At 61.1% G+C, this 18729-nt stretch carries 14 protein-coding genes; 10 read left to right on the forward strand and 4 right to left on the reverse strand.

What is annotated here, in order from left to right; genetic code table 11:
- The first annotated feature begins 50 nt into the window (after positions 1 to 50).
- The 3 genes from Thiofri_RS06705 to Thiofri_RS06715 all read left to right on the forward strand — a co-directional run bounded on the left by Thiofri_RS06705 (position 51) and on the right by Thiofri_RS06715 (position 4876).
- Positions 51 to 1598 carry an ATP-binding protein gene (locus Thiofri_RS06705; protein WP_323706022.1) on the forward strand — a complete coding sequence of 516 codons (1548 nt, stop codon included), beginning with the start codon at positions 51 to 53 and terminating at the stop codon, positions 1596 to 1598.
- Between the two features lie 88 nt (positions 1599 to 1686).
- Entirely contained in the window at positions 1687 to 3234 is a 1548-nt protein-coding gene (locus tag Thiofri_RS06710) for an ATP-binding protein (RefSeq protein ID WP_323706023.1), read from the forward strand.
- Between the two features lie 94 nt (positions 3235 to 3328).
- Complete coding sequence (locus tag Thiofri_RS06715; RefSeq protein ID WP_009150936.1) at positions 3329 to 4876, forward strand: ATP-binding protein; 1548 nt, start codon at positions 3329 to 3331, stop codon at positions 4874 to 4876.
- A gap of 94 nt (positions 4877 to 4970) precedes the next feature.
- Here the strand turns inward: Thiofri_RS06715 and Thiofri_RS06720 are convergent, their stop codons facing one another.
- Positions 4971 to 6398 carry an MBL fold metallo-hydrolase RNA specificity domain-containing protein gene (locus Thiofri_RS06720; protein ID WP_009150937.1) on the reverse strand — a complete coding sequence of 476 codons (1428 nt, stop codon included), beginning with the start codon at positions 6396 to 6398 and terminating at the stop codon, positions 4971 to 4973.
- Positions 6399 to 6454: 56 nt separating this feature from the next.
- On the reverse strand, positions 6455 to 8221 hold the full coding sequence (gene bchE, locus Thiofri_RS06725) for a magnesium-protoporphyrin IX monomethyl ester anaerobic oxidative cyclase (protein ID WP_009150938.1): 1767 nt from the start codon (positions 8219 to 8221) through the stop codon (positions 6455 to 6457).
- 196 nt (positions 8222 to 8417) lie between these two features.
- On the opposite strand from bchE, the gene cobD reads away from it, so the two are divergent.
- From cobD to Thiofri_RS24725, 7 genes are all read left to right on the forward strand, one after another.
- Positions 8418 to 9467, forward strand: a complete 1050-nt coding sequence (cobD, locus tag Thiofri_RS06730) for a threonine-phosphate decarboxylase CobD (RefSeq protein ID WP_009150939.1) — start codon at positions 8418 to 8420, stop codon at positions 9465 to 9467.
- 49 nt (positions 9468 to 9516) lie between these two features.
- Positions 9517 to 10242: an orotidine-5'-phosphate decarboxylase gene (gene pyrF, locus Thiofri_RS06735; RefSeq protein ID WP_009150940.1), complete on the forward strand. Its 726-nt coding sequence runs from the start codon at positions 9517 to 9519 to the stop codon at positions 10240 to 10242.
- A 2-nt stretch (positions 10243 to 10244) separates the two neighbouring features.
- Positions 10245 to 10628: a hypothetical protein gene (locus tag Thiofri_RS06740; protein WP_009150941.1), complete on the forward strand. Its 384-nt coding sequence runs from the start codon at positions 10245 to 10247 to the stop codon at positions 10626 to 10628.
- A 585-nt stretch (positions 10629 to 11213) separates the two neighbouring features.
- Positions 11214 to 12524, forward strand: coding sequence for a flagellin N-terminal helical domain-containing protein (locus Thiofri_RS06745; RefSeq protein ID WP_009150942.1), 1311 nt, complete (start codon positions 11214 to 11216; stop codon positions 12522 to 12524).
- Positions 12525 to 12755: 231 nt separating this feature from the next.
- Positions 12756 to 13088: a hypothetical protein gene (locus Thiofri_RS06750; protein WP_009150943.1), complete on the forward strand. Its 333-nt coding sequence runs from the start codon at positions 12756 to 12758 to the stop codon at positions 13086 to 13088.
- Between the two features lie 259 nt (positions 13089 to 13347).
- Positions 13348 to 13617: a type II toxin-antitoxin system ParD family antitoxin gene (locus tag Thiofri_RS06755; protein ID WP_009150944.1), complete on the forward strand. Its 270-nt coding sequence runs from the start codon at positions 13348 to 13350 to the stop codon at positions 13615 to 13617.
- On the forward strand, positions 13614 to 13913 hold the full coding sequence (locus Thiofri_RS24725) for a type II toxin-antitoxin system RelE/ParE family toxin (protein WP_083848571.1): 300 nt from the start codon (positions 13614 to 13616) through the stop codon (positions 13911 to 13913). Before Thiofri_RS06755 ends, Thiofri_RS24725 begins: the two co-directional genes overlap by 4 nt.
- 43 nt (positions 13914 to 13956) lie before the next feature.
- Here Thiofri_RS24725 and Thiofri_RS06760 read toward each other — a convergent pair whose 3' ends face one another.
- Positions 13957 to 16137 carry a polysaccharide deacetylase family protein gene (locus Thiofri_RS06760; RefSeq protein WP_009150946.1) on the reverse strand — a complete coding sequence of 727 codons (2181 nt, stop codon included), beginning with the start codon at positions 16135 to 16137 and terminating at the stop codon, positions 13957 to 13959.
- A 179-nt stretch (positions 16138 to 16316) separates the two neighbouring features.
- Complete coding sequence (gene hypF / locus Thiofri_RS06765) at positions 16317 to 18725, reverse strand: carbamoyltransferase HypF (RefSeq protein ID WP_009150947.1); 2409 nt, start codon at positions 18723 to 18725, stop codon at positions 16317 to 16319.
- Between the last annotated feature and the right edge of the window lie 4 nt (positions 18726 to 18729).

Genomic DNA, 18729 nt, shown 5'->3' on the forward strand with positions numbered 1-18729 from the left:
TAGACTGCGATCGCATCCAGAGAGAACGGCCACTCGCCTCAGGTTCGCCTATGTCGCGCAAAAAGCTTCCAATCGGTGTTCAGACCTTCGCCGAGATTCGGGAAGGCGGGTATTACTATGTCGACAAATCGGGCTTCGCCTTTCGGCTGGTCTCCGAAGGGAAATACTATTTCCTTTCCCGTCCGCGCCGCTTTGGCAAGTCGCTGTTTCTCGATACCCTGGCGGAGCTTCTCAGTGGCAACCAGGAGTTATTCACTGGCCTTGCGGCGGAGCACAAATGGAACTGGAACCTGCGCCATCCGGTGATTCGGCTGAGTTTCGGCGGTGGGGTGGCGCGCGAGCCTGCGGATCTGAAGGAGAAGATTTGGGAGCAGTTGCGCGTCAATCAAAAGGCGCTGGGTATCCGTTGCTCTGAGCCAACTGCGCAGGGCTGCTTTGCGGAGCTGATTCGGGAAGCCAAGGTCCAGGCTGGAGCGCCGGCGGTGGTGTTGGTTGACGAATACGATAAGCCGATTCTGGATAATCTCGGGGACAAGGAAACCGCGCGGGCCATGCGCGATGGACTGCGCGATCTCTACTCCGTAATCAAGGACTCGGATGCCCATCTGCGCTTTGTCTTCCTCACCGGGGTGAGCAAATTTAGCAAGGTCAGCTTGTTCTCGGGGCTCAACAACCTTAAAGACATCACCGTCGACGAACGTTACTCCGCGCTGTGCGGTTATACCGAAGAGGATTTGGACCAGGTCTTCGCTCCCGAGCTGGCAGGTCTGGACCGCGAACAGATTCGCGCCTGGTATAACGGCTACAACTGGACCGGCGATGCCGTCTACAACCCCTTTGACGTGCTGCTGCTATTCGACAGCCGGTTGTTCCGCCCCTGGTGGTTTGAGACCGCCACGCCAACGTTTCTCATCGATGTCTTGAAGGACAGACACACCTGGCTGCCGGCACTCGGTGACTTGCGCGCCGATAGCGAACTGCTCTCCGCTTTCGATGTCGGCCATATCAGCACAGAGGCACTGCTGTGGCAGACCGGTTATCTGACGATCGACAGCCAAGAATTTGTCTTTGGCGAATATCGCTATCGGCTGCGCTATCCCAACCGCGAGGTCTACCAAAGCCTCAACAACAGCCTGCTACGCGCCTGGACCGCCGACGGGCAGACAACCCTGGCCAACAAGACCCGCCTGGGCGACCTGCTGCTGGCCAATGACTTTGACGGCTTGAAAGACCTCATCACTGCCTTCTATGCCAGCATTCCGCACGACTGGTATCGCAACAACCCGATTTCCCAATACGAGGGCTACTATGCCAGCGTTTTCTATGCCTACTTTGCCAGCCTGGGGCTTGATCTGACGCCAGAAGAGAGCAGCAATGCTGGTAGGCTGGATTTGGCGGTCAAGTTCAATGGTCAGATTTACCTGATCGAATTCAAGGTGGTCGAGCACAGTGGCGAAGGCGCGGCCATGGCGCAGCTCAAGGCAAAGGGCTATGCCGATAAATACCGTAGCCAGGGCCAGTTGACTCATCTGATCGGGGTGGAATTCAGCGCCGAACAGCGCGCGGTAGTGGGCTTCGAGGTCGAGACGCTGAGTTGACGTGTGGTCTGGCCCAGGGCAAAACCCGGCCAGCCTGCTAGACTGCGACCGCAAGCAGAGATAACGGCCACTCGCCTCAGGTCCGCCTATGTCGCGCAAGAAGCTTCCAATCGGTGTTCAGACCTTCGCCAAGATTCGCGAAGACGATTACTACTATGTCGACAAGACCGGCTTCGCGCTGCGGCTGATCGAGGAAGGTAGTCATTATTTTCTGTCCCGCCCGCGCCGTTTTGGCAAGTCGTTGTTTCTGGATACTCTGGCGGAGCTTCTCAGTGGCAATAGGGAGCTGTTCGCTGGCCTTAAGGCGGAGCACAAATGGAACTGGGACCGGCGCCATCCGGTGATTCGGCTGAGTTTCGGCGCCGGAGTCGCTCGCGAGCCAGCCGCGCTGGAGGAAAAGATTTGGGAGCAGTTGCGCGTCAATCAAAAGGCGCTGGGTATCCGCTGCTCTGAGCCAACTGCGCAGGGCTGCTTTGCGGAGCTGATTCGGGAAGCCAAGGTCCAGGCTGGAGCGCCGGCGGTGGTGTTGGTTGACGAATACGACAAGCCGATTCTGGATAATCTCGGGGACAAGGAAACCGCGCGGGCCATGCGCGATGGACTGCGCGATCTCTACTCCGTAATCAAGGACTCCGATGCCCATCTGCGCTTTGTCTTCCTCACCGGGGTGAGCAAATTTAGCAAGGTCAGCTTGTTCTCGGGGCTTAATAACCTCAAGGACATCACCGTCGATGAACGTTACTCGGCGCTCTGCGGCTATACCGAGAACGATCTGGACCAAGTCTTTGCTCCCGAGTTGGAAGGTCTGGACCGCGAACAGATTCGCGCCTGGTATAACGGCTACAACTGGACCGGCGATGCCGTTTACAACCCCTTTGACGTGCTGCTGCTATTCGACAGCCGGCAATTTCGCTCCTGGTGGTTCGAGACCGCCACGCCGACTTTCTTGATCGAGGTGCTGGCCGGGCGGCATACGTTCGCACCCAGTTTGGAACGCCTGTTGACGGATGAACAGCTTCTTTCGACCTTCGATGTCGACTATATCGCCACGGAGGCTTTGCTGTTCCAGACCGGCTATTTGACGATCGATCACATGCGCCAGCACGGAGCGGTGACTCAGTATGTCTTGCGCTACCCAAATCTGGAAGTTCGCTCCAGTCTGAACAATGCCTTGCTGCATCAGCTGCGCGGTCGTGCGTCAGACACGCCAAGTCAGGCCGCACGCCTCTACGACCTGCTCGAAGCGAATGATTTCAGTGGTTTGAAAGACCTCTTCACCGCCTTTTTCGCCAGCATTCCGCACGACTGGTATCGCAACAACCCGATCGCCCAATACGAGGGTTACTACGCCAGCGTCTTCTATGCTTATTTCGCCAGCTTGGGATTTGACCTGACGCCAGAGGAGAGCAGCAACGCCGGTCGGCTGGATTTGACCGTCAAGTTCAACGGCCAGATTTATCTGATCGACTTCAAGTTGGTCGAGCACAGCGGCGAGGGCGCGGCCATGGCGCAGCTCAAGGCCAAGGGCTATGCGGAAAAATACCGCAACCAAGGGCAGCCGATTCATCTGATTGGGGTGGAATTTAGCGCCGAACAACGTGCAGTGGTGGAGCTCGAGGTCGAGACGCTGAATTAGCGCCTTGCGGGCTGTGCCTTGCTGGACTTACCTGTCGATTGCGACCACATCCAGAGAAGATTTCAGAACATATTCACTCGCCACAGGTCCGAAGATGTCGCGCAAGAAGCTTCCAATTGGTGTTCAGACCTTCGCCACGATGCGCGAAGACGATTACTACTATGTCGACAAGACCGGCTTCGCCCTGCGTCTGATCGACGAAGGTAGCCATTATTTTCTCTCCCGTCCGCGCCGTTTTGGCAAGTCGTTGTTTCTCGATACCTTGGCGGAATTGTTCAGTGGTAACAGGGAATTCTTCAACGGGCTCGTGGCGGAAAACCAATGGGACTGGAGTCGGCGTCATCCGGTCATTCGGCTGAGTTTCGGCGGTGGGGTGTTGCGTAGCCGCGCCAAGCTCGAGGAAAAGATCGACGAATTGCTCACGGACAACCTCGAACGTCTCGGTCTGAGCGCCACGCACCGCAGCCCATCTGGCCGTCTCCAGCAGTTAATCAAAAGCGCCGCGACTGCTTACGGGGAAAAGGTTGTGGTCCTGGTGGACGAATACGACAAGCCCATTCTGGATAATCTCGGGGACAAAGAAACCGCGCGGGCCATGCGCGATGGGCTGCGCGATCTGTATTCAGTCATTAAGGACTCTGATGCTCATCTGCGCTTTGTTTTTCTGACCGGGGTAAGCAAATTCAGCAAGGTGAGCTTGTTTTCGGGGTTGAACAACCTGAAGGACATCACAGTCGACTCGCGTTACTCCGCGCTCTGTGGCTACACCGAAAAGGATATGGACGAGGTCTTCGGCCCCGAGTTGGAAGGTCTGGATCGGGAAAAGATTCGCGCCTGGTACAACGGCTACAACTGGACTGGTGATGCCGTTTATAACCCCTTCGACGTGTTGCTGCTCTTTGACAGCCGGTTGTTTCGACCCTGGTGGTTCGAAACTGCCACGCCAAGCTTTTTGATCGAAGTGCTGACCGCCCGTCAGACATTTGCGCCGAAACTCGGCCGGCTGATTGCCAATGACCGGCTGCTGTCAGCCTTCGACGTCGACTACATCGCCACTGAGGCGCTGCTCTTTCAGACCGGTTACTTGACCATCGATAGCATGCGCGAACGCGGTGCCACGACGGAATACCGGCTGCGATATCCCAATTTGGAAGTGCGCGCCAGTCTTAATGGTGCTCTGCTCGATGCGCTGAGCGCGCGCAGTTCCGCAGTGGCCGAACACAGCTCTCGTCTCTACGATCTGTTGCTTGCCAATGACTTCAGCGGTCTGGAACAGCTCTTTACGGCTTTCTTCGCCAGCATTCCGCACGACTGGTATCGCAACAACCCGATCGCTCAATATGAGGGTTACTACGCCAGCGTCTTCTATGCCTATTTTGCCAGCCTGGGGCTTGACTTGACGCCGGAAGAAAGCAGCAACGCTGGTCGGCTGGATTTGGCGGTCAAGTTCAATGGTCAGATTTACCTGATCGAATTCAAGGTCATCGAGCACAGTGGCGAGGGCGCGGCCATGGCGCAACTCAAAGAAAAAGGCTATGCCGACGCATATCGCGGCCGAGGCCAGCCAGTTCATCTCATCGGTGTGGAATTCAGCGCCGAGCAGCGCGCAGTGGTGGGCTTCGAGGTTGAAACCCTGGACTAACGCGGCTGGTGCGTTGCCGGCCCGGAAGTTTCGTCCCTTTGGGTTCAGTTCAAGACGGTGGCCGGATGCCTGGACTCCAGGCAACTCCGGGATGTTACCTTTCGCGCCCTGGGATCAGCACTTGCGTCGAGCCGGTCGGCAATTCCTGCCGCAACGCATCGCGCAGCGCCGCCTTGGCGTCGGTGTCGCCATGGACCAGGCGGATTTCCTGCGGCGGCGCCGGAATGTCCTTGACGAAATCGATCAGATTGCGCTGATCGGCATGTGCGGAGTAGCCGCCGATGGCGTGAATCTGCGCGCGGATGTCGTGGCGCTCGCCATCAAGCATCACATAGCCGCCGCGTGGGCCATAGCGCTGGATGTCGCGTCCCGGGGTGCCGGCGGCCTGGTAGCCGACAAAAAGAACGTCATGGCGGGGGTCGCCGAGCATGGCTTTGAGGTAATTGACCATGCGCCCGCCGGCGCACATGCCGCTGGCGGCGATGACCACGGCTGGTTGGCGGCTGTGGGCGAGGTAGTTGACCATGCGCTGGTGGGCGTCGTGGGTATCGACGGTGATCAGCTGCTCGAACGCCAGCGGGTGGCGGCCTTGGCGAATGCGCGACTTGGCCTCCGCATCCCAGTGCTTGCGCAGGCGCTGGTAGCCGCGGGTGAAGTCGGCGGCCAGAGGCGAGTCCAAGACGATTTGTAAGTCGCGCCAGGTGGCCGCTGTCTCGCCTAGCTGGTGAAACAGCTCTTCCAGCTCATAAAGCAGTTCCTGGGTGCGGCCGATGCTGAAGGCGGGGATGAGCACGGTGCCGCCGTCGGCCAAGGCATGCTCGATGGCCGCGCGCAGGCGCTCGACGCGGGCGGAGCAGTCCTGGTGGTTGTGATCGCCATAGGTGCTCTCCAGCACCAACACATCGGCGCGCTCGGGTGGCTGTGGGCCGGGCAGCAGCGGCGTGTCGGGTGCGCCCAGATCGCCGGAGAAAACCACACGCCTCCCGGACTTGTCGCCACTCCCGTCCATGGCCGAGCGCATGCCTTTATCGGAGTCATGGACATCGCACTCCACATAGGCCGAGCCAAGAATATGCCCAGCCGGTTGCAGGCGGATTCGCAGCTTGTCGGTGACCTGATGCCATTGGCCATAGGGCAGGGCGATGGTGCGCTCCTTGACCACCGCCAGCACTTGTTCGATCAGCTTGCGGTTGCGGGTGACGCCGATCTCGAGCGCATCTTCGAGCACCAACGGCAGCAGCTCACTTGATGCCGGGCTGCACAGGATGGGGCCGCGATAGCCTGCGGCGAGCAGATAGGGTAGGCGACCGCAGTGGTCGATGTGCACATGTGTCAGCACCAGGGCGCGAACGGGTGCGACATCGAAGCCGATCTCAAGATGCGCGGCGCCGGCGCCATCTGCTCCGGCCTCCGCGCCTTGAAACAGTCCGCAGTCGATCAGCAGCGAGCTGCCGTCTTCCAACCCCAGCTCGTGGCAGGAGCCAGTCACGCCATTGATGGCGCCGTGGTGTTTAATGTGCATAGAGGTCACTCCCTGACCAAGACCATCTATCAGGATCGATCAGGCGCCAGAATCGATCAAGCCTCCTCGGGCACCCGCTCCGGCTTGCTGGCCGCAGGCGGCGGTGTCGGCATGGCGACCTGGGCGCTGCTTGGCTCCGGGCGCGGGCCGGTGCCGCCGCAGCCGCCGGGCTGGCATTTGGCGGTACCTGGGGGCAGGTCGCTGATGTCTTCAAGCTGCTGATTGCCGCCGCCGCAGGCTTTGGGCATGGCGCCAGAAATCGTCGGTGCCGGTGTGCCTGCGGGGGCGCTACCCGGACGCTTGGCTGGCGGGGCCTTTTTCCAGGCATTGTGGTCGGGCTCGACGATCTTCGTCTTGTTCTTGTCGTAATCGAACTTGATGAGCTTCTTGAACATCGGCCCCCAGTAGTTCTGCTTGCCGAGCTGATAGAAGCGACGCTCCATGGCGCTCTTGAGGAACGCCTTGATGCAGCCGATCAGATACTTGCGACGGAAGGGGTCGCGCACCCAAGGATATTGGAAGAACATCCGCTTCATGTAGAAGCGCCGGTAGTTGGCCATGACGCCGTCGAGCAGCTCGGCGCGGTCGATGTTGTCGGGCTTCATGATCGGCGAGACGAAGTTGTACTTGGAGTAGTCGAACACCTCGACCTTGTCGCCCATCTCGGTGAACATGTCCGAGAATGGCCAGGGGGTGTACATTGACCAGTTGGCCATGTCCGCGCCCCAGTCCATGACCATGTTATAGGTTTCTTCCAGGGTCTCGCGGGTCTCGTTCTCCAGACCGACGATGAACTGCGCCTCGGTGACGATGCCGTTTTCCTGCAACAGCCGCACCGCGCGCTTGTTCTGCTCGATCGTGGTCTCCTTGACGAAGCGATCCAGATTGAGCTGCGCGGCGGCTTCGGTGCCGAGCGACACATGCACCAGACCGGCCTTGCGGTAGAAGGGCAGCAGATCCTCGTCGCGCATCACGTCGGTGACGCGGGTGTTGATGCCCCAGTGGATGCCCAGATCGCGGTCGATGAGTTCCTGACAGAAGTCAACGAACATCTTCTTGTTGATCTGGGGTTCTTCGTCGGCCAGGATGAAGAATCCCACCCCGTGGACCTTCACCAGCTCCTCGATCTCATCGACCATGCGCTTGGGGTTGCGCACGCGATAGTCGCGCCAGAACTTCCACTGCGAGCAGAAGCTACAGGTGAAGGGACAGCCGCGCGCCATGTTCGGGGTGGCGACCGGCACGCCGAGCGGGATGTAGATGTACTTTTTCCACTCCAGGATGCCCCAGTCCGGCCAGATCGCATCCACGTCACTGATGGATGGCTCGGCCTCGGGGGCGATGACCTTGCCGTTCTCGTCGAGGAAGGCGATGCCGCGCACGGACTCGCGCTCGGCCGGCCAACGGCCTTCGTCGATGCAGCGCACCAGATTCAGGGTGACGGCCTCGCCCTCGCCGCGCACGATGACATCGATCCAGGGCGCCTCGTCCAGCACCTGGTTGTACATAAAGGTGCCGTGGATGCCGCCGAGCACGGTGATGGCGTTCGGATGCTCTTCTTTGGCGATCTGCAGCACGCGCTGGGCGGCGTAGATCATGGGCGTCATGGCCGTGGTGGCGATGATGTCCGGCTGGGCCGCGCGGATGGCCGCGCGCATCTGCTCGTCGTCGAGCTTGTCCACCAGGCCATCGATGAACTGGTAATCTTGATAGCCACCCGATTTCAGATAGCCTGCAATATAGGCAACCCAGGCCGGCGACCAGTTGCCGGCGATGTCGGCGGCACCGGCGCTGTAGTTGGGATGAATGAACAAAATGCGCATGCTGATCTCCGCAGGATTGAACCAAGAGCGGTTCCGCTAACTTGACCGGGTATAGCAGCAAATTCGCTACGGGCTGTCAAACCTTTGCGGCCCGCCGCCTTGGTCTGCGCTGAGCTGCCCGGGCCCCCGCCCGACCTGGGGCCAGTCAGATCAGCGCCGCTGGTGAGTCGATGCGCGCGCGGTGCATACTGCGCGGATGACACAAGGCTTTGTTGACTCATGCCATAGCGGGGAGGGCGATGCACTGGCGCACGGTGGGCGCTTGCAAGAAGCCGCAGCGCGCTTTGGCATCGCGCGCGCCGACTGGCTGGACCTGTCCACCGGCATTAACCCAAGCGGCTGGCCGGTGCCGCCGGTGCCTGCGTCGTCCTGGCAGCGGCTCCCTGAGGACAACGACGGGCTGGAGACCGCCGCGCTGGATTACTACGGCTGCGATGCGCTGCTGCCCGTTGCCGGCTCCCAGGCCGCCATTCAGGCGCTGCCTTGGCTGCGCGGGCCATCGCGGGTCGCGCTGCTGGCACCTGCCTATGCCGAGCACGCTGCCGCCTGGCGCGCGGGTGGTCATCAGGTGACCGGTGTCGATGCCCTCTGTGGTCGGCAAGCCCTCGCGCCGCGCGTCGATGAACTGGTCGATGGCAGCGATGTGCTGATTCTAGTCCAGCCCAATAATCCAACCGGCCTGCGCTTCTCCCACGAGCAGTTGCTTGACTGGCGTCGCCGTCTGGCCGAGCGCGGCGGTTGGCTGATTGTCGATGAGGCCTTCATGGACGTCACACCGGAGCACAGTCTGGCTGCCTGCTGTCCGCAGCCTGGGTTGATGGTGCTGCGCTCGCTGGGCAAGTTTTTCGGGCTCGCCGGCGCCCGCGTTGGCTTTGTGCTGGCCGAGCCGGACTTGCTGGCGCGATTGCGCCGGCGCCTTGGCCCTTGGACGCTCACCGGCCCGGCGCGCTGGGTGGCGACTCAGGCACTGTGCGATCAGGACTGGCAGCTGCAAACGCGCGCTGCACTGGTTGCAGCCGGGCAGCGGTTGTCTGACTTGCTCAGTCGTCATGGTCTCCCGCCGGCTGGCGGCTGTGCGCTGTTTTCCTGGGTGTGCGATGATCGGGCGGAGGCGATCTGGGTCCAGCTTGCGGGGCAGGGCATCCTAACCCGCCTGTTCCGCGAGCCCCCAAGCCTGCGCTTTGGCCTGCCTGGCGATGAGCAGGCCTGGCAGCGGCTCGAGCGCGCGCTGCGGGGGCTGGGGTAGAATCCCTGCACCATCCGTCCGCCGCAAGCCCTGAGAACAAACTGACCCAATGACTCAAGATTCTCTCTCCACCAAAGCCATCCCCGTCGATGAGCGCCTCATCGTCGCCCTTGACCTGCCAGATGCCGATGCAGCCAAGGATCTGGTCCGTGGCATCGGTCCCGCCTGTCGTTTCTACAAAGTGGGGCTCGAGCTGTTCATGGCCGGTGGCTACTTCGAGCTGGTCGAATGGTTGCGCGCCCAGGATAAACGGGTGTTTTGCGATCTCAAATTCTTCGACGTGCCAGAGACGGTCGGGCGTGCGGTGCGGCGGCTGCGGGATCGCGAAGTCGATTTCGCCACCGTGCATGGCAACGACACCATGCTCGAGGCCGCCGCGCGCGAGAAAGGCGAGGTCAAAATCCTCGCCGTCACCGTGCTGACCAGCCTCGACCGCTCCGACCTGGACTCCCTCGGCTTTGCCTGCGATGTCGAGGAATTGGTGCTCTCTCGCGCTCGGAAAGCCCTGCGACTCGGCTGCGACGGAGTGATTTCCTCCGGGCTCGAAGCACCGCGCCTGCGCGCCGACCTGGGCGAGAACTTTCTGGTCGTTACCCCCGGCATTCGCCCGGTCGACAATCGCCCAGTCGACGACCAGAAGCGCACTGTCGATATCGAGCAGGCCTTTCGCAATGGCGCGGATTATGTCGTCATCGGTCGCCCCATCCGCGACGCTGCCGACCCGCGCCTCGCGGCCGAACAGGCGCAGCGTCAGATTGCCGGCGTCTTCGGCTGAGCATGGAATTCTTTGCCAAAGCCAACTGCCCGCTGACGCCCGAGACACTTCAGCAACGCCTGATCGGCCCCGAACTCGCGGCCTGGTGCGATGCCATCGACAAAGTGCTCTGGTGGGACGGCGAGCAAGGCGAAATCTACTGCCTCTGGGGCCAGTTCCGCGTCCAGCGCGAGCCCATCCGCGACGGGCTGCGATTTACCCTGCCAGGCTGCCCCAACGCCCTGGCCTGGACCCTGACCTGCGACCCGCCGGGCTCCCCCAGCCCCGGTGTGCTGGTGCACTGCACCATCAACCGCAGCGAGCACGAGCCGGACTTTATCGAGTCCATTGAGCTATTCGTCGAAGACTGGCGCGCCGGCATCGAGCGCCAGTGCGCCGCCGACTAAGCTTAGCCCCCGCCGTTTCCACGACCAGGCTCGCAACGGGCCGGTATTCCCGCCTGTTTCTCATCGATTCGTGCATGTGACGGAAAAATGTCGCCGCCGCGGCATCTTCTTGCCGTCTGGTCGCGAAGGCGCATGGCAGAAGGGTTTTAACCGTGTGGCGAAAGGTGGTGCGGCACCGCGTGGCGCGGATTTTCGCCAACAGCAAAAGCTGAAACGTCGGCGAGAATTCCGATGCGTCGATAAATTGACGAAAAAGTGGTTTGACTCCTGTCCAAAGATTCTTCGAGACAAGGGTAAAGGAGGTTTTTAGTTAAGTAAGTTGTTGTTTGTAAATTAAAAAATAAATGTGGCACGGCTCTCGCTTATAGGCAAACAAACCGCCATGCGTCCGGTGACTGTCGCTAGAGGCAGCACCGGGCAAGCAGCCAGATTGGCACTGTCAGAATCGGCTGCGGGCGTCCGGTGGTTTGTGTGCAGAGGGATGGTCCCCTGCGCCTGATTCTTGAATAACGCGCGGCCGGCGATGGCCCTGACCCTGTCCCGAAAGGACGATAGGCGCGTCAAGCAGCCGACAGGAGAGCAACCGTGGCACAAATCATCAACACCAACATTCCGTCGCTGAATGCTCAGCGCAATCTCGCCGTCAGTCAAAAGGGGCTCGCGACAACCTTGGAGCGTCTGTCCACTGGTTTGCGAATCAACAGCGCCAAGGACGATGCCGCTGGTCTGGCCATCAGCGAACGCTTTACAACACAAATCAAGGGACTGAGTCAGGCGACCCGAAATGCAAATGACGGGATCTCGTTGTCGCAGACAGCCGAGGCGGCGTTAAGCACAGTTGGCACGAATTTGCAAAGGATTCGTGAGCTCGCTGTGCAAGCAGCTAATGGAACAAACTCGGCAAGTGATCGCAAAGCGCTTGATGAGGAGGTTCAGCAACTAATTAGTGAAGTTCGACGTGTTGCCTTAAACAGTGAATTTAATGGCGAGGCGATATTAGATGGCTCTAAAGGCGATTCGTTTTTCCAGATCGGCCCCAATCAAGGGCAAATGATTTCGATCACGAATATGGATTCGCGCCCGCGAAGACTTGGAAATCAAGAAGCGGTTTTTAACCCTGCCGAAGGTTTGACGGCAGCCCAGATGGAACAAATGCAAGATGATTTAAGCATTAAAATATCTGGATTTGCGCTAACCCCATTGGGTCCACTGGCGACTGAAGGCGCACTTACTATTACCCATGCTGGCGATGCTAATAGTTTGGAAGATATGGTTGCGGAGATAAACAAAGAAATACAGATAAAAATCGACTCGGGAACTGAGGATGGTAAGGCATGGGCCAAAGCAGGAGTAAAAGCGTTCTTGCGAACAAACAATGACGGAACGACCGGTATTGTTGTCACGAGTAATTTTAACCCGTTTGATCTTACGACTGATCCGCCGGCCCCACTTTTCCAGGTTGGAGGTTTGGTAGTATCAGGTCCTCTCGTTGATGACGAGGGAAACCCTGATACACCAAAGAATTTGTTTTCACCAGCTATCGTTGCAGATCCTCAAGCGCTCGATACCTTGACTGCAACGAGCCCCCCGGGCATCAGTATTCTGACGCGACAAGAAGCCTCCAGAGCGATGGGGATTGTTGACGGCGCTTTAAACCAGATTAACTCCTTGCGTGCAGAAATGGGGGCGGTGCAAAGACGTTTCGAAACCACCATCGATAACCTTCGAGTAGGACACGAAAGCATGTCCGCCGCCCGCTCTCGAATTCGTGATGCCGACTTTGCCGCAGAGACCGCCGAGCTGACTCGGGTCCAGATCTTGCAACAGTCTGGTATCTCGGTCTTGACCCAGGCCAATGCGCTGCCGCAGCAGGCGCTGCAATTGCTAGGCGGCTAACGCGATGGCACAACAGATGCTGTCAATCTTGCCGCCGAGGCGCGAATTGGCCAGTCAATTTTCACCAACTGGCGCGGGTGCCGACACGAACATCCCGCCAGGGTTTTTTAGGCGCGCGGCGCATGCCGCGCTTTTAGTCGGGATTTCGCCAATGTCCGAGCATGGTTAATCCCTTGCTTTGGCGAATAAACCCAGTCCTCGTGTCACCACAATCTAAACAGGAGAACGCACGTGTTAGAACTCAATCAAGCCCACTTGTCCGGTCCGATGCCCCGGAATTTGAATACCATCAAGCAGCAGGCCGAAAGTGCCGAAAAACCGACGGGTTCCGCGACCACTGCGGTCCCGGCGGAAGCGCCAAAGGCGGAGCAGGAAGAGTCGCTGGTCAAAATTTCAGCGCAACTGTCCAAGCTGGCAACGACAAGCGGCGATAGCCCCCCGAAGCTGACCAGTGCCGCGTCCGCCGCCGAGGCGGCTGCCGGGCTGAAGGGCGAAAGCTTCATGGAGGCCCAAGCAGGCAATACCGACAGCCTTCGTCAGCTTGCTGCGCTCTTGCTCGATTAGAGGAGGCGGCACAACCGTCATGAACCCGGCAACCTTAATGCACCAGGCCGGAGGGAAAACCTCGGCCTGGTTTGTTGCTGACGTCCCACATGAAGCAGTCGCCTGTTGGCGGTTCCCTGCGCGAGATCCTCTACCTGATCTCAGGCGAGATAAATCCGCTCAAGCGCGCCGTTGCTCGTACTGATGGGTTCGACAAGGATTGACAGTCTTTGTATCAGCATCCTAGGATGCCGGGAGAACCACGGAGCAGGAAATCGCGATGCATGTGTCATTAACCCCCGAGCTTGAGAACCGCGTCAAAGCCAAGGTTCAAAGCGGCCTCTACAACAACGCCAGCGAAGTGATCCGTGAAGCTCTGCGCTTCATGGATTCGCACGAGGAATGGGTTGCGGAAATCAAACTCGCACGGCTTCGTGAACAACTTCAAACAGGCATCAATCAACTCGATCGCGGTGAGGGCATCCCGATCGATTCCAAAGGCGGGCTTGACCGCTTGTTCGAGGCCATTGAAGACGACTCCCGCGCATGAGTAGATATCCGCTCGTCATCTCACCGGCGGCGAGGGAAGATCTGATCGAAATTCACCGCTTCGGAAGGCTTACCTGGGGTGACCTGCGATCAGGGGAGTATCTCCAGCGCCTGAAAGAACGATTCTGGTCATTAACTGAACTTCCGCATATCGGCATCGCACGGAGCGATCTGTTGCCTGGAATTCGCAGCGCGCCGGTGTCAAGTCACGTCATATTTTATCGATTCGAGGACGGTTGCGTCGAGGTCGTGCGCGTTTTGCACCGCAGACAAGATGCGCAGCGGCATCTTCTCTAAACCGTCCAGACAGCGAGGCTGCATCGGTGCCAGAGTGCCGATCTCAGGCAAGATAAATCCGCTCAAGCGCGCTGCGGCCGAGGTTGCCATTCTTGTCCTCGGCGACCAGGAAGTAGCGGATGTCGCCTAAGCCCGGTGGTAACTCGGCTGTGAAGTAGTGCGCGGTGACGCGCGCGCCTGTTTCGCAGGGGTAGGGGCCGTGGTCGGTCAGGTCGAATACTTGCTCGCTCGCCGGATCACCTGCGGCAGGGCGCAGATGCAGCCTGACCCGCGCGATGCCGGAGAGATCGTAGGCAAAGCAATGCAGGGTCGCCTCGCGCGGGGCGGGCTCGAGTCCATTTGGGCGCCATTGCTGGCCGCCGGGGTTCTCAGGCGTGACCCAAGGCGGGAAGATGGTTGGGCCGGTTTTGTCGCTTTTGGCGTCGGCCATGCGCTGGAATTCGGTCCCGGCCAGGGACCAGGCGTGGTTGGCGGCGCGGGTGACCTGGCCATCCCACACATCTTGGCCGGTCCAATACCAGTAGTCGCTGGCCTCGGCGGTCAGCATCAGGCGGGCCAGCTTGGGCAGCAGCGGGTGTTCGGGCTCGGTGTCTTCGAGCGAATGCACGGCGTTTTGCAGCGCGGTCAGCACCGCCCAGGAGTTGAGGTCGGGCGAGTAGGGCTCGCGGTAGCGGCTGAACCACTTCATGAATTGCGGGTCGCCATTGTCGGCGCCGCTCCAGGAGCCGGGCTCGAGATGGACGGCCTGACTGGGATCGGGCGGGAAGCGGTCGAGATAGTCGGCGATGGTGGTCAGCTCGAAACGCGGGTCGCCCGCAAGCCACTCGAGCATCGCGGCGGTATTGTGGCGGTAGTAGCTTTCGGCGCCGCCGCCGTGGTTGTCGCCATCGGAATGTAGCAGGAAAAACGGCGGATGCTTGGGGTCGAAATGGCCGTGGCGCTCGAGCTCGGCATAGACCTGACCGAGCACATCGGGATATTGCAGGGCGCCGAAGCCGCCGCGCGCGTCCTCGTTGCCAATGTAGCGCTCGGCCGGCACGCCGATGATCTTGTGCTCGGTGCCATCCGGGTCGGTGTAGGCCAAGTATTCGGGCTTGAGCAGGCTGGGAGCGATGTCCGAGCCGGTCCAGACGTTGCTCAGGCGGAGCCAGTCATCGGCGGGCGGATTGGTCTGCTCGGCCGGGTTGGGCGGCAGCATGCCCTCATTCGGGCCGCCGTAGGGGTAGTCGCGGCAGGCGCGGTAGCGATGGATGGAGTCGTAGATCACCGCGCGGATGCCGGCCTGATTGAGCGCCGGGATGATGCGCGGATGAAAGGCGGTCTCGGGCGGAAACAGAATGTCCGATGCCGGCGCGCCGAAGATCCGTGGGATGAGCTCACGGTGTTGCTGGATCTGGCGCACGATGTTGCGCGCGGGGATCAGCGGCATTAGCGGGTGGTAGAAGCCGAAGGCGCTTAAGTCCAACCGGCGGTTGCCGCTCGCGGTGGTCAGTTTGGCGACCCGACGCAACGCGTCGGTCCAGTCGCTGAAGCGCCCGCCGGCGCGACCGGTCTCGGCGCAACTCTCGAGCTGCTCGATCAGCGAACCGCTCCAGCTACAGCTCAGGCCCGCGTGGGGTAGTCCCGAGTCGGCATATTGGCAGATGGCGGCGGGGACAAAGTCGGTATAGGGGCCGCCACGGGTGCTGAAGATGCCGTCCTTTTCACCATCCCAGTAATCTGGATTGGCCGCATCGTAGTAGGGCTGGTGCATGTGTTTGTGGATGCCGAAGTAGAGCTTCGGCAAGTCCTTGCCGGCGCGGATGCGTGGGGCGGATGCAGCCTGGCTGGCTGATACGGGTTTGGACGCGGCCGGCTGTCGGGTCGCGGCTGTGCGGACCAGATCAAGGGCGCGAAAGGTCTTGACCCAGTCATCGCCGCTGGCGCGGGTGAAATTGGCCTGACGACAGCCTTCGATCTGCACCTGCACCTCGCCTTCGCTCAGCAGGCCGGGCGGAATCTCGGCGCGGTACTGATAGCCCTGCTCTGAGTCATCGGTGAGCCAGACGATCTGCTGGTTGCGAAATAGATGCTCGCGCCCGTGCTGGCGCAAAATCACCTGCGGAAAAGGAATGGCGCCATCGGCGGTCAGGGTGACGCTGAAGGCGGGGTTGCCGCCGGTGTCGTCGCAGGCGAGCTGGGACGGCAGGTCAATGGCAAGAAACTTGGTAAAGATGTTATTCATGGATGTGTCATGGCGAATTCATTCGCCGAGTCCTCAATCGCTGAGGCTGATGTTGTGTCGGGAATTGCTTGATTGGTTCAGAACGGCTTCTCTGGAGCTGATTCAATGGCGGCGGCTCGCCGGCGACGAATTTGCCCGCCATTGTCGCAGAGTTGCCGCCGCGTGGCGCAATCGGTTTGTCAGTGCGCCGGTCTCGGACTGGCGGCAGCCGCAATGAGCGCCTGGCCAAGGGCAATGCCGCCGTCGTTGCTCGGCACCCGGGAATGGGCCAACACGCGCAGGCCAGCGCGTTCTGCTTGATGGACAACGGACCCTAGCAGGATGCGATTCTGAAAGCTGCCGCCGGACAGGGCGAGGGTGTCGAGACCCTGTTCGCGCGCCAAATCAAGACTTAGCTCGGTCAGGGCGGTGGCGAGACCCTGGTGAAAACGGGCGGCGATGCGCGCCGGCGGAAGACCTTGGCTCAGATCGTCGAGCAGGGCCTGCCACATGGGAGCGGGGTCGAGCTGGATACCCTCTGGTCTGTGGAGGCGGGCAAAAGGATAGCCGGCGCTGTTTGGCGTGCGGCTTGCGCCTGACCCGGCGCGCGCCAGTGTCTCGAGTTCCATCGCCGCTTGGCCTTCGTAAGCGATGCTTTTGGTGCAGACGCCCAAGGCGGCGGCCACGGCATCAAATAGCCGTCCGGTCGAGGAACTTAAGGGGGCGTTGATGCCTGCATCCATGATGCGCAGCAGTGCGGGGATGGGGGCCTCGGTGAGACCGGGGAGACGGGTGAGCAGCGGCCATTGTGCGCATGCTTGGTCCCAGCCGAAGGCGGTGTGAATCTGGGCGAGCAGATTGCGCCAGGGTTCTTTTGCTGCGCGGTCGCCGCCGGGCAGGGGGGTAGGGCGAAGCCAGCCCAGGCGGGTGAAGCCCTGGTAGTCTGCGCGCAGCAGTTCGCCCCCCCAGAGTGTCCCGTCGCTGCCGTAGCCGAGGCCGTCGAGTGCAAGTCCAAGCACGGAGCCTGCGTCGCGCGGCCAGGCGTTCTCAGCCAGCACAGCGGCGATGTGGGCGTGGTGGTGCTGGACTTCGATCAGCGGCAGCGCCAGTTCGGCGGCCAGGTGGCGGCCGAAAGCGCTGCTGCGGTAGTCCGGGTGCTGGTCGACTGCGATGCGTTCGGGCTGGTGTTGGAAGAGTTCGCGGTAGAGCCTTAGCGTGCGTTCGAACTCGCGCAGGGTTGCGGGCTCGTCGAGATCGCCGAGATGCTGCGACAGGATGAGCCGTGGGGCATCGAGCAGGCAGAAGGTGTTTTTCAGCTCTCCGCCCAGGGCAAGTACCGGGGGTGCCTGATGAAACCCCTCAGGCACCAGCAGCGGTGCCGGCGCGAGGCCGCGCGCGCGCCGTAGCAGACGCGGCTGTCCGGCATCGACGCGAGCGACCGAGTCATCGAGGCGATTGAGGATGTCGCGATCATGCAGCAGCAGGGCATCGGCCAGGGGCGCGAGGCGGGTGCGCGCGTCTGCATTGTCAATAGCCTGGGGTTCGTCGCTGCGGTTGCCGCTGGTCATCACCAGCGGGCGTTCCCAGTGCGCGAGGAGCAGCAGATGCAGCGGGCTGTAAGGCAGCATGAAGCCGAGACTAGTCTGCCCCGGTGCGATGCCGGGCGCGAGACTCGGCTGATCGGGTTCTGAATGCCGGCATTCAAGCAGCACGATGGGCGCGGCTGGGGATTGGAGCAGGGCTGCTTCCTGTGCGCTGACAGCGCAGTAGCGACGAATGACATCGAGGTCGCGCGCCATCAACGCGAAGGGCTTGGCGTCGCGCGCTTTACGCTGGCGCAGGCGCGCGACCGCTTGGCTGTTGGTGGCATCGCAGGCCAGGTGAAAACCGCCGATGCCCTTGATGGCGAGAATCTGTCCGCGCGAAATCAGTCGGCTGGCGGCTGCGATGGCATCTTCGGCGTCAAGATCAGCCGGGTCGAGCATCTGGCCACTGCTGTCCTCCAGCCACAGCCGTGGTCCGCACATCGGGCAAGCGTTGGGTTGGGCGTGAAAGCGCCGGTTGGCCGGGTTGTTGTATTCGGCCAGGCAATCCGGGCAGAGCGGAAAGCAGGCCATGCTGGTGTTGGCGCGATCATAGGGGATCGCTCGCACAATGCTCAGCCTGGGGCCGCAATGGGTGCAGTTGGTGAAGGGGTAGCGATGGCGGCGGTTGCCGAGCTGGCCGATCTCCGCTGCGCAGGCTGGACAGGTGGCGGCATCTGGGACGAGCCCAGTGTGCACCTCGGTGGCGGCGCTGGCGATGATCTGGAAGTCTGTGGTGGGCGGGGGGGCGCTGCTTTGCGCGGGTTGGCGGCTGCGCTCGAGTGCGTCGATGCGCGCGAGTGGGGGGCTATCAGCGCGCAGGCGCTGGCAGAAAGTATCGGCCGTTTTCGTATCTGGCGCCCACAGGCGGATCAGCACACCGTCGCCGTCGTTGCGCACATCGCCCAAGCAGCCCAGGCTGTGTGCCAGATGCCAGACGTGCGGGCGAAAGCCAACGCCTTGCACCAGGCCGCGCACGCGCAGGTGCTCGACATGGAGGGGGCGGGATTCAGTCAGGCTGATCACCGAC

This window comes from Thiorhodovibrio frisius, from assembly GCF_033954835.1.
Classification (GTDB): Bacteria; Pseudomonadota; Gammaproteobacteria; order Chromatiales; family Chromatiaceae; genus Thiorhodovibrio; species Thiorhodovibrio frisius.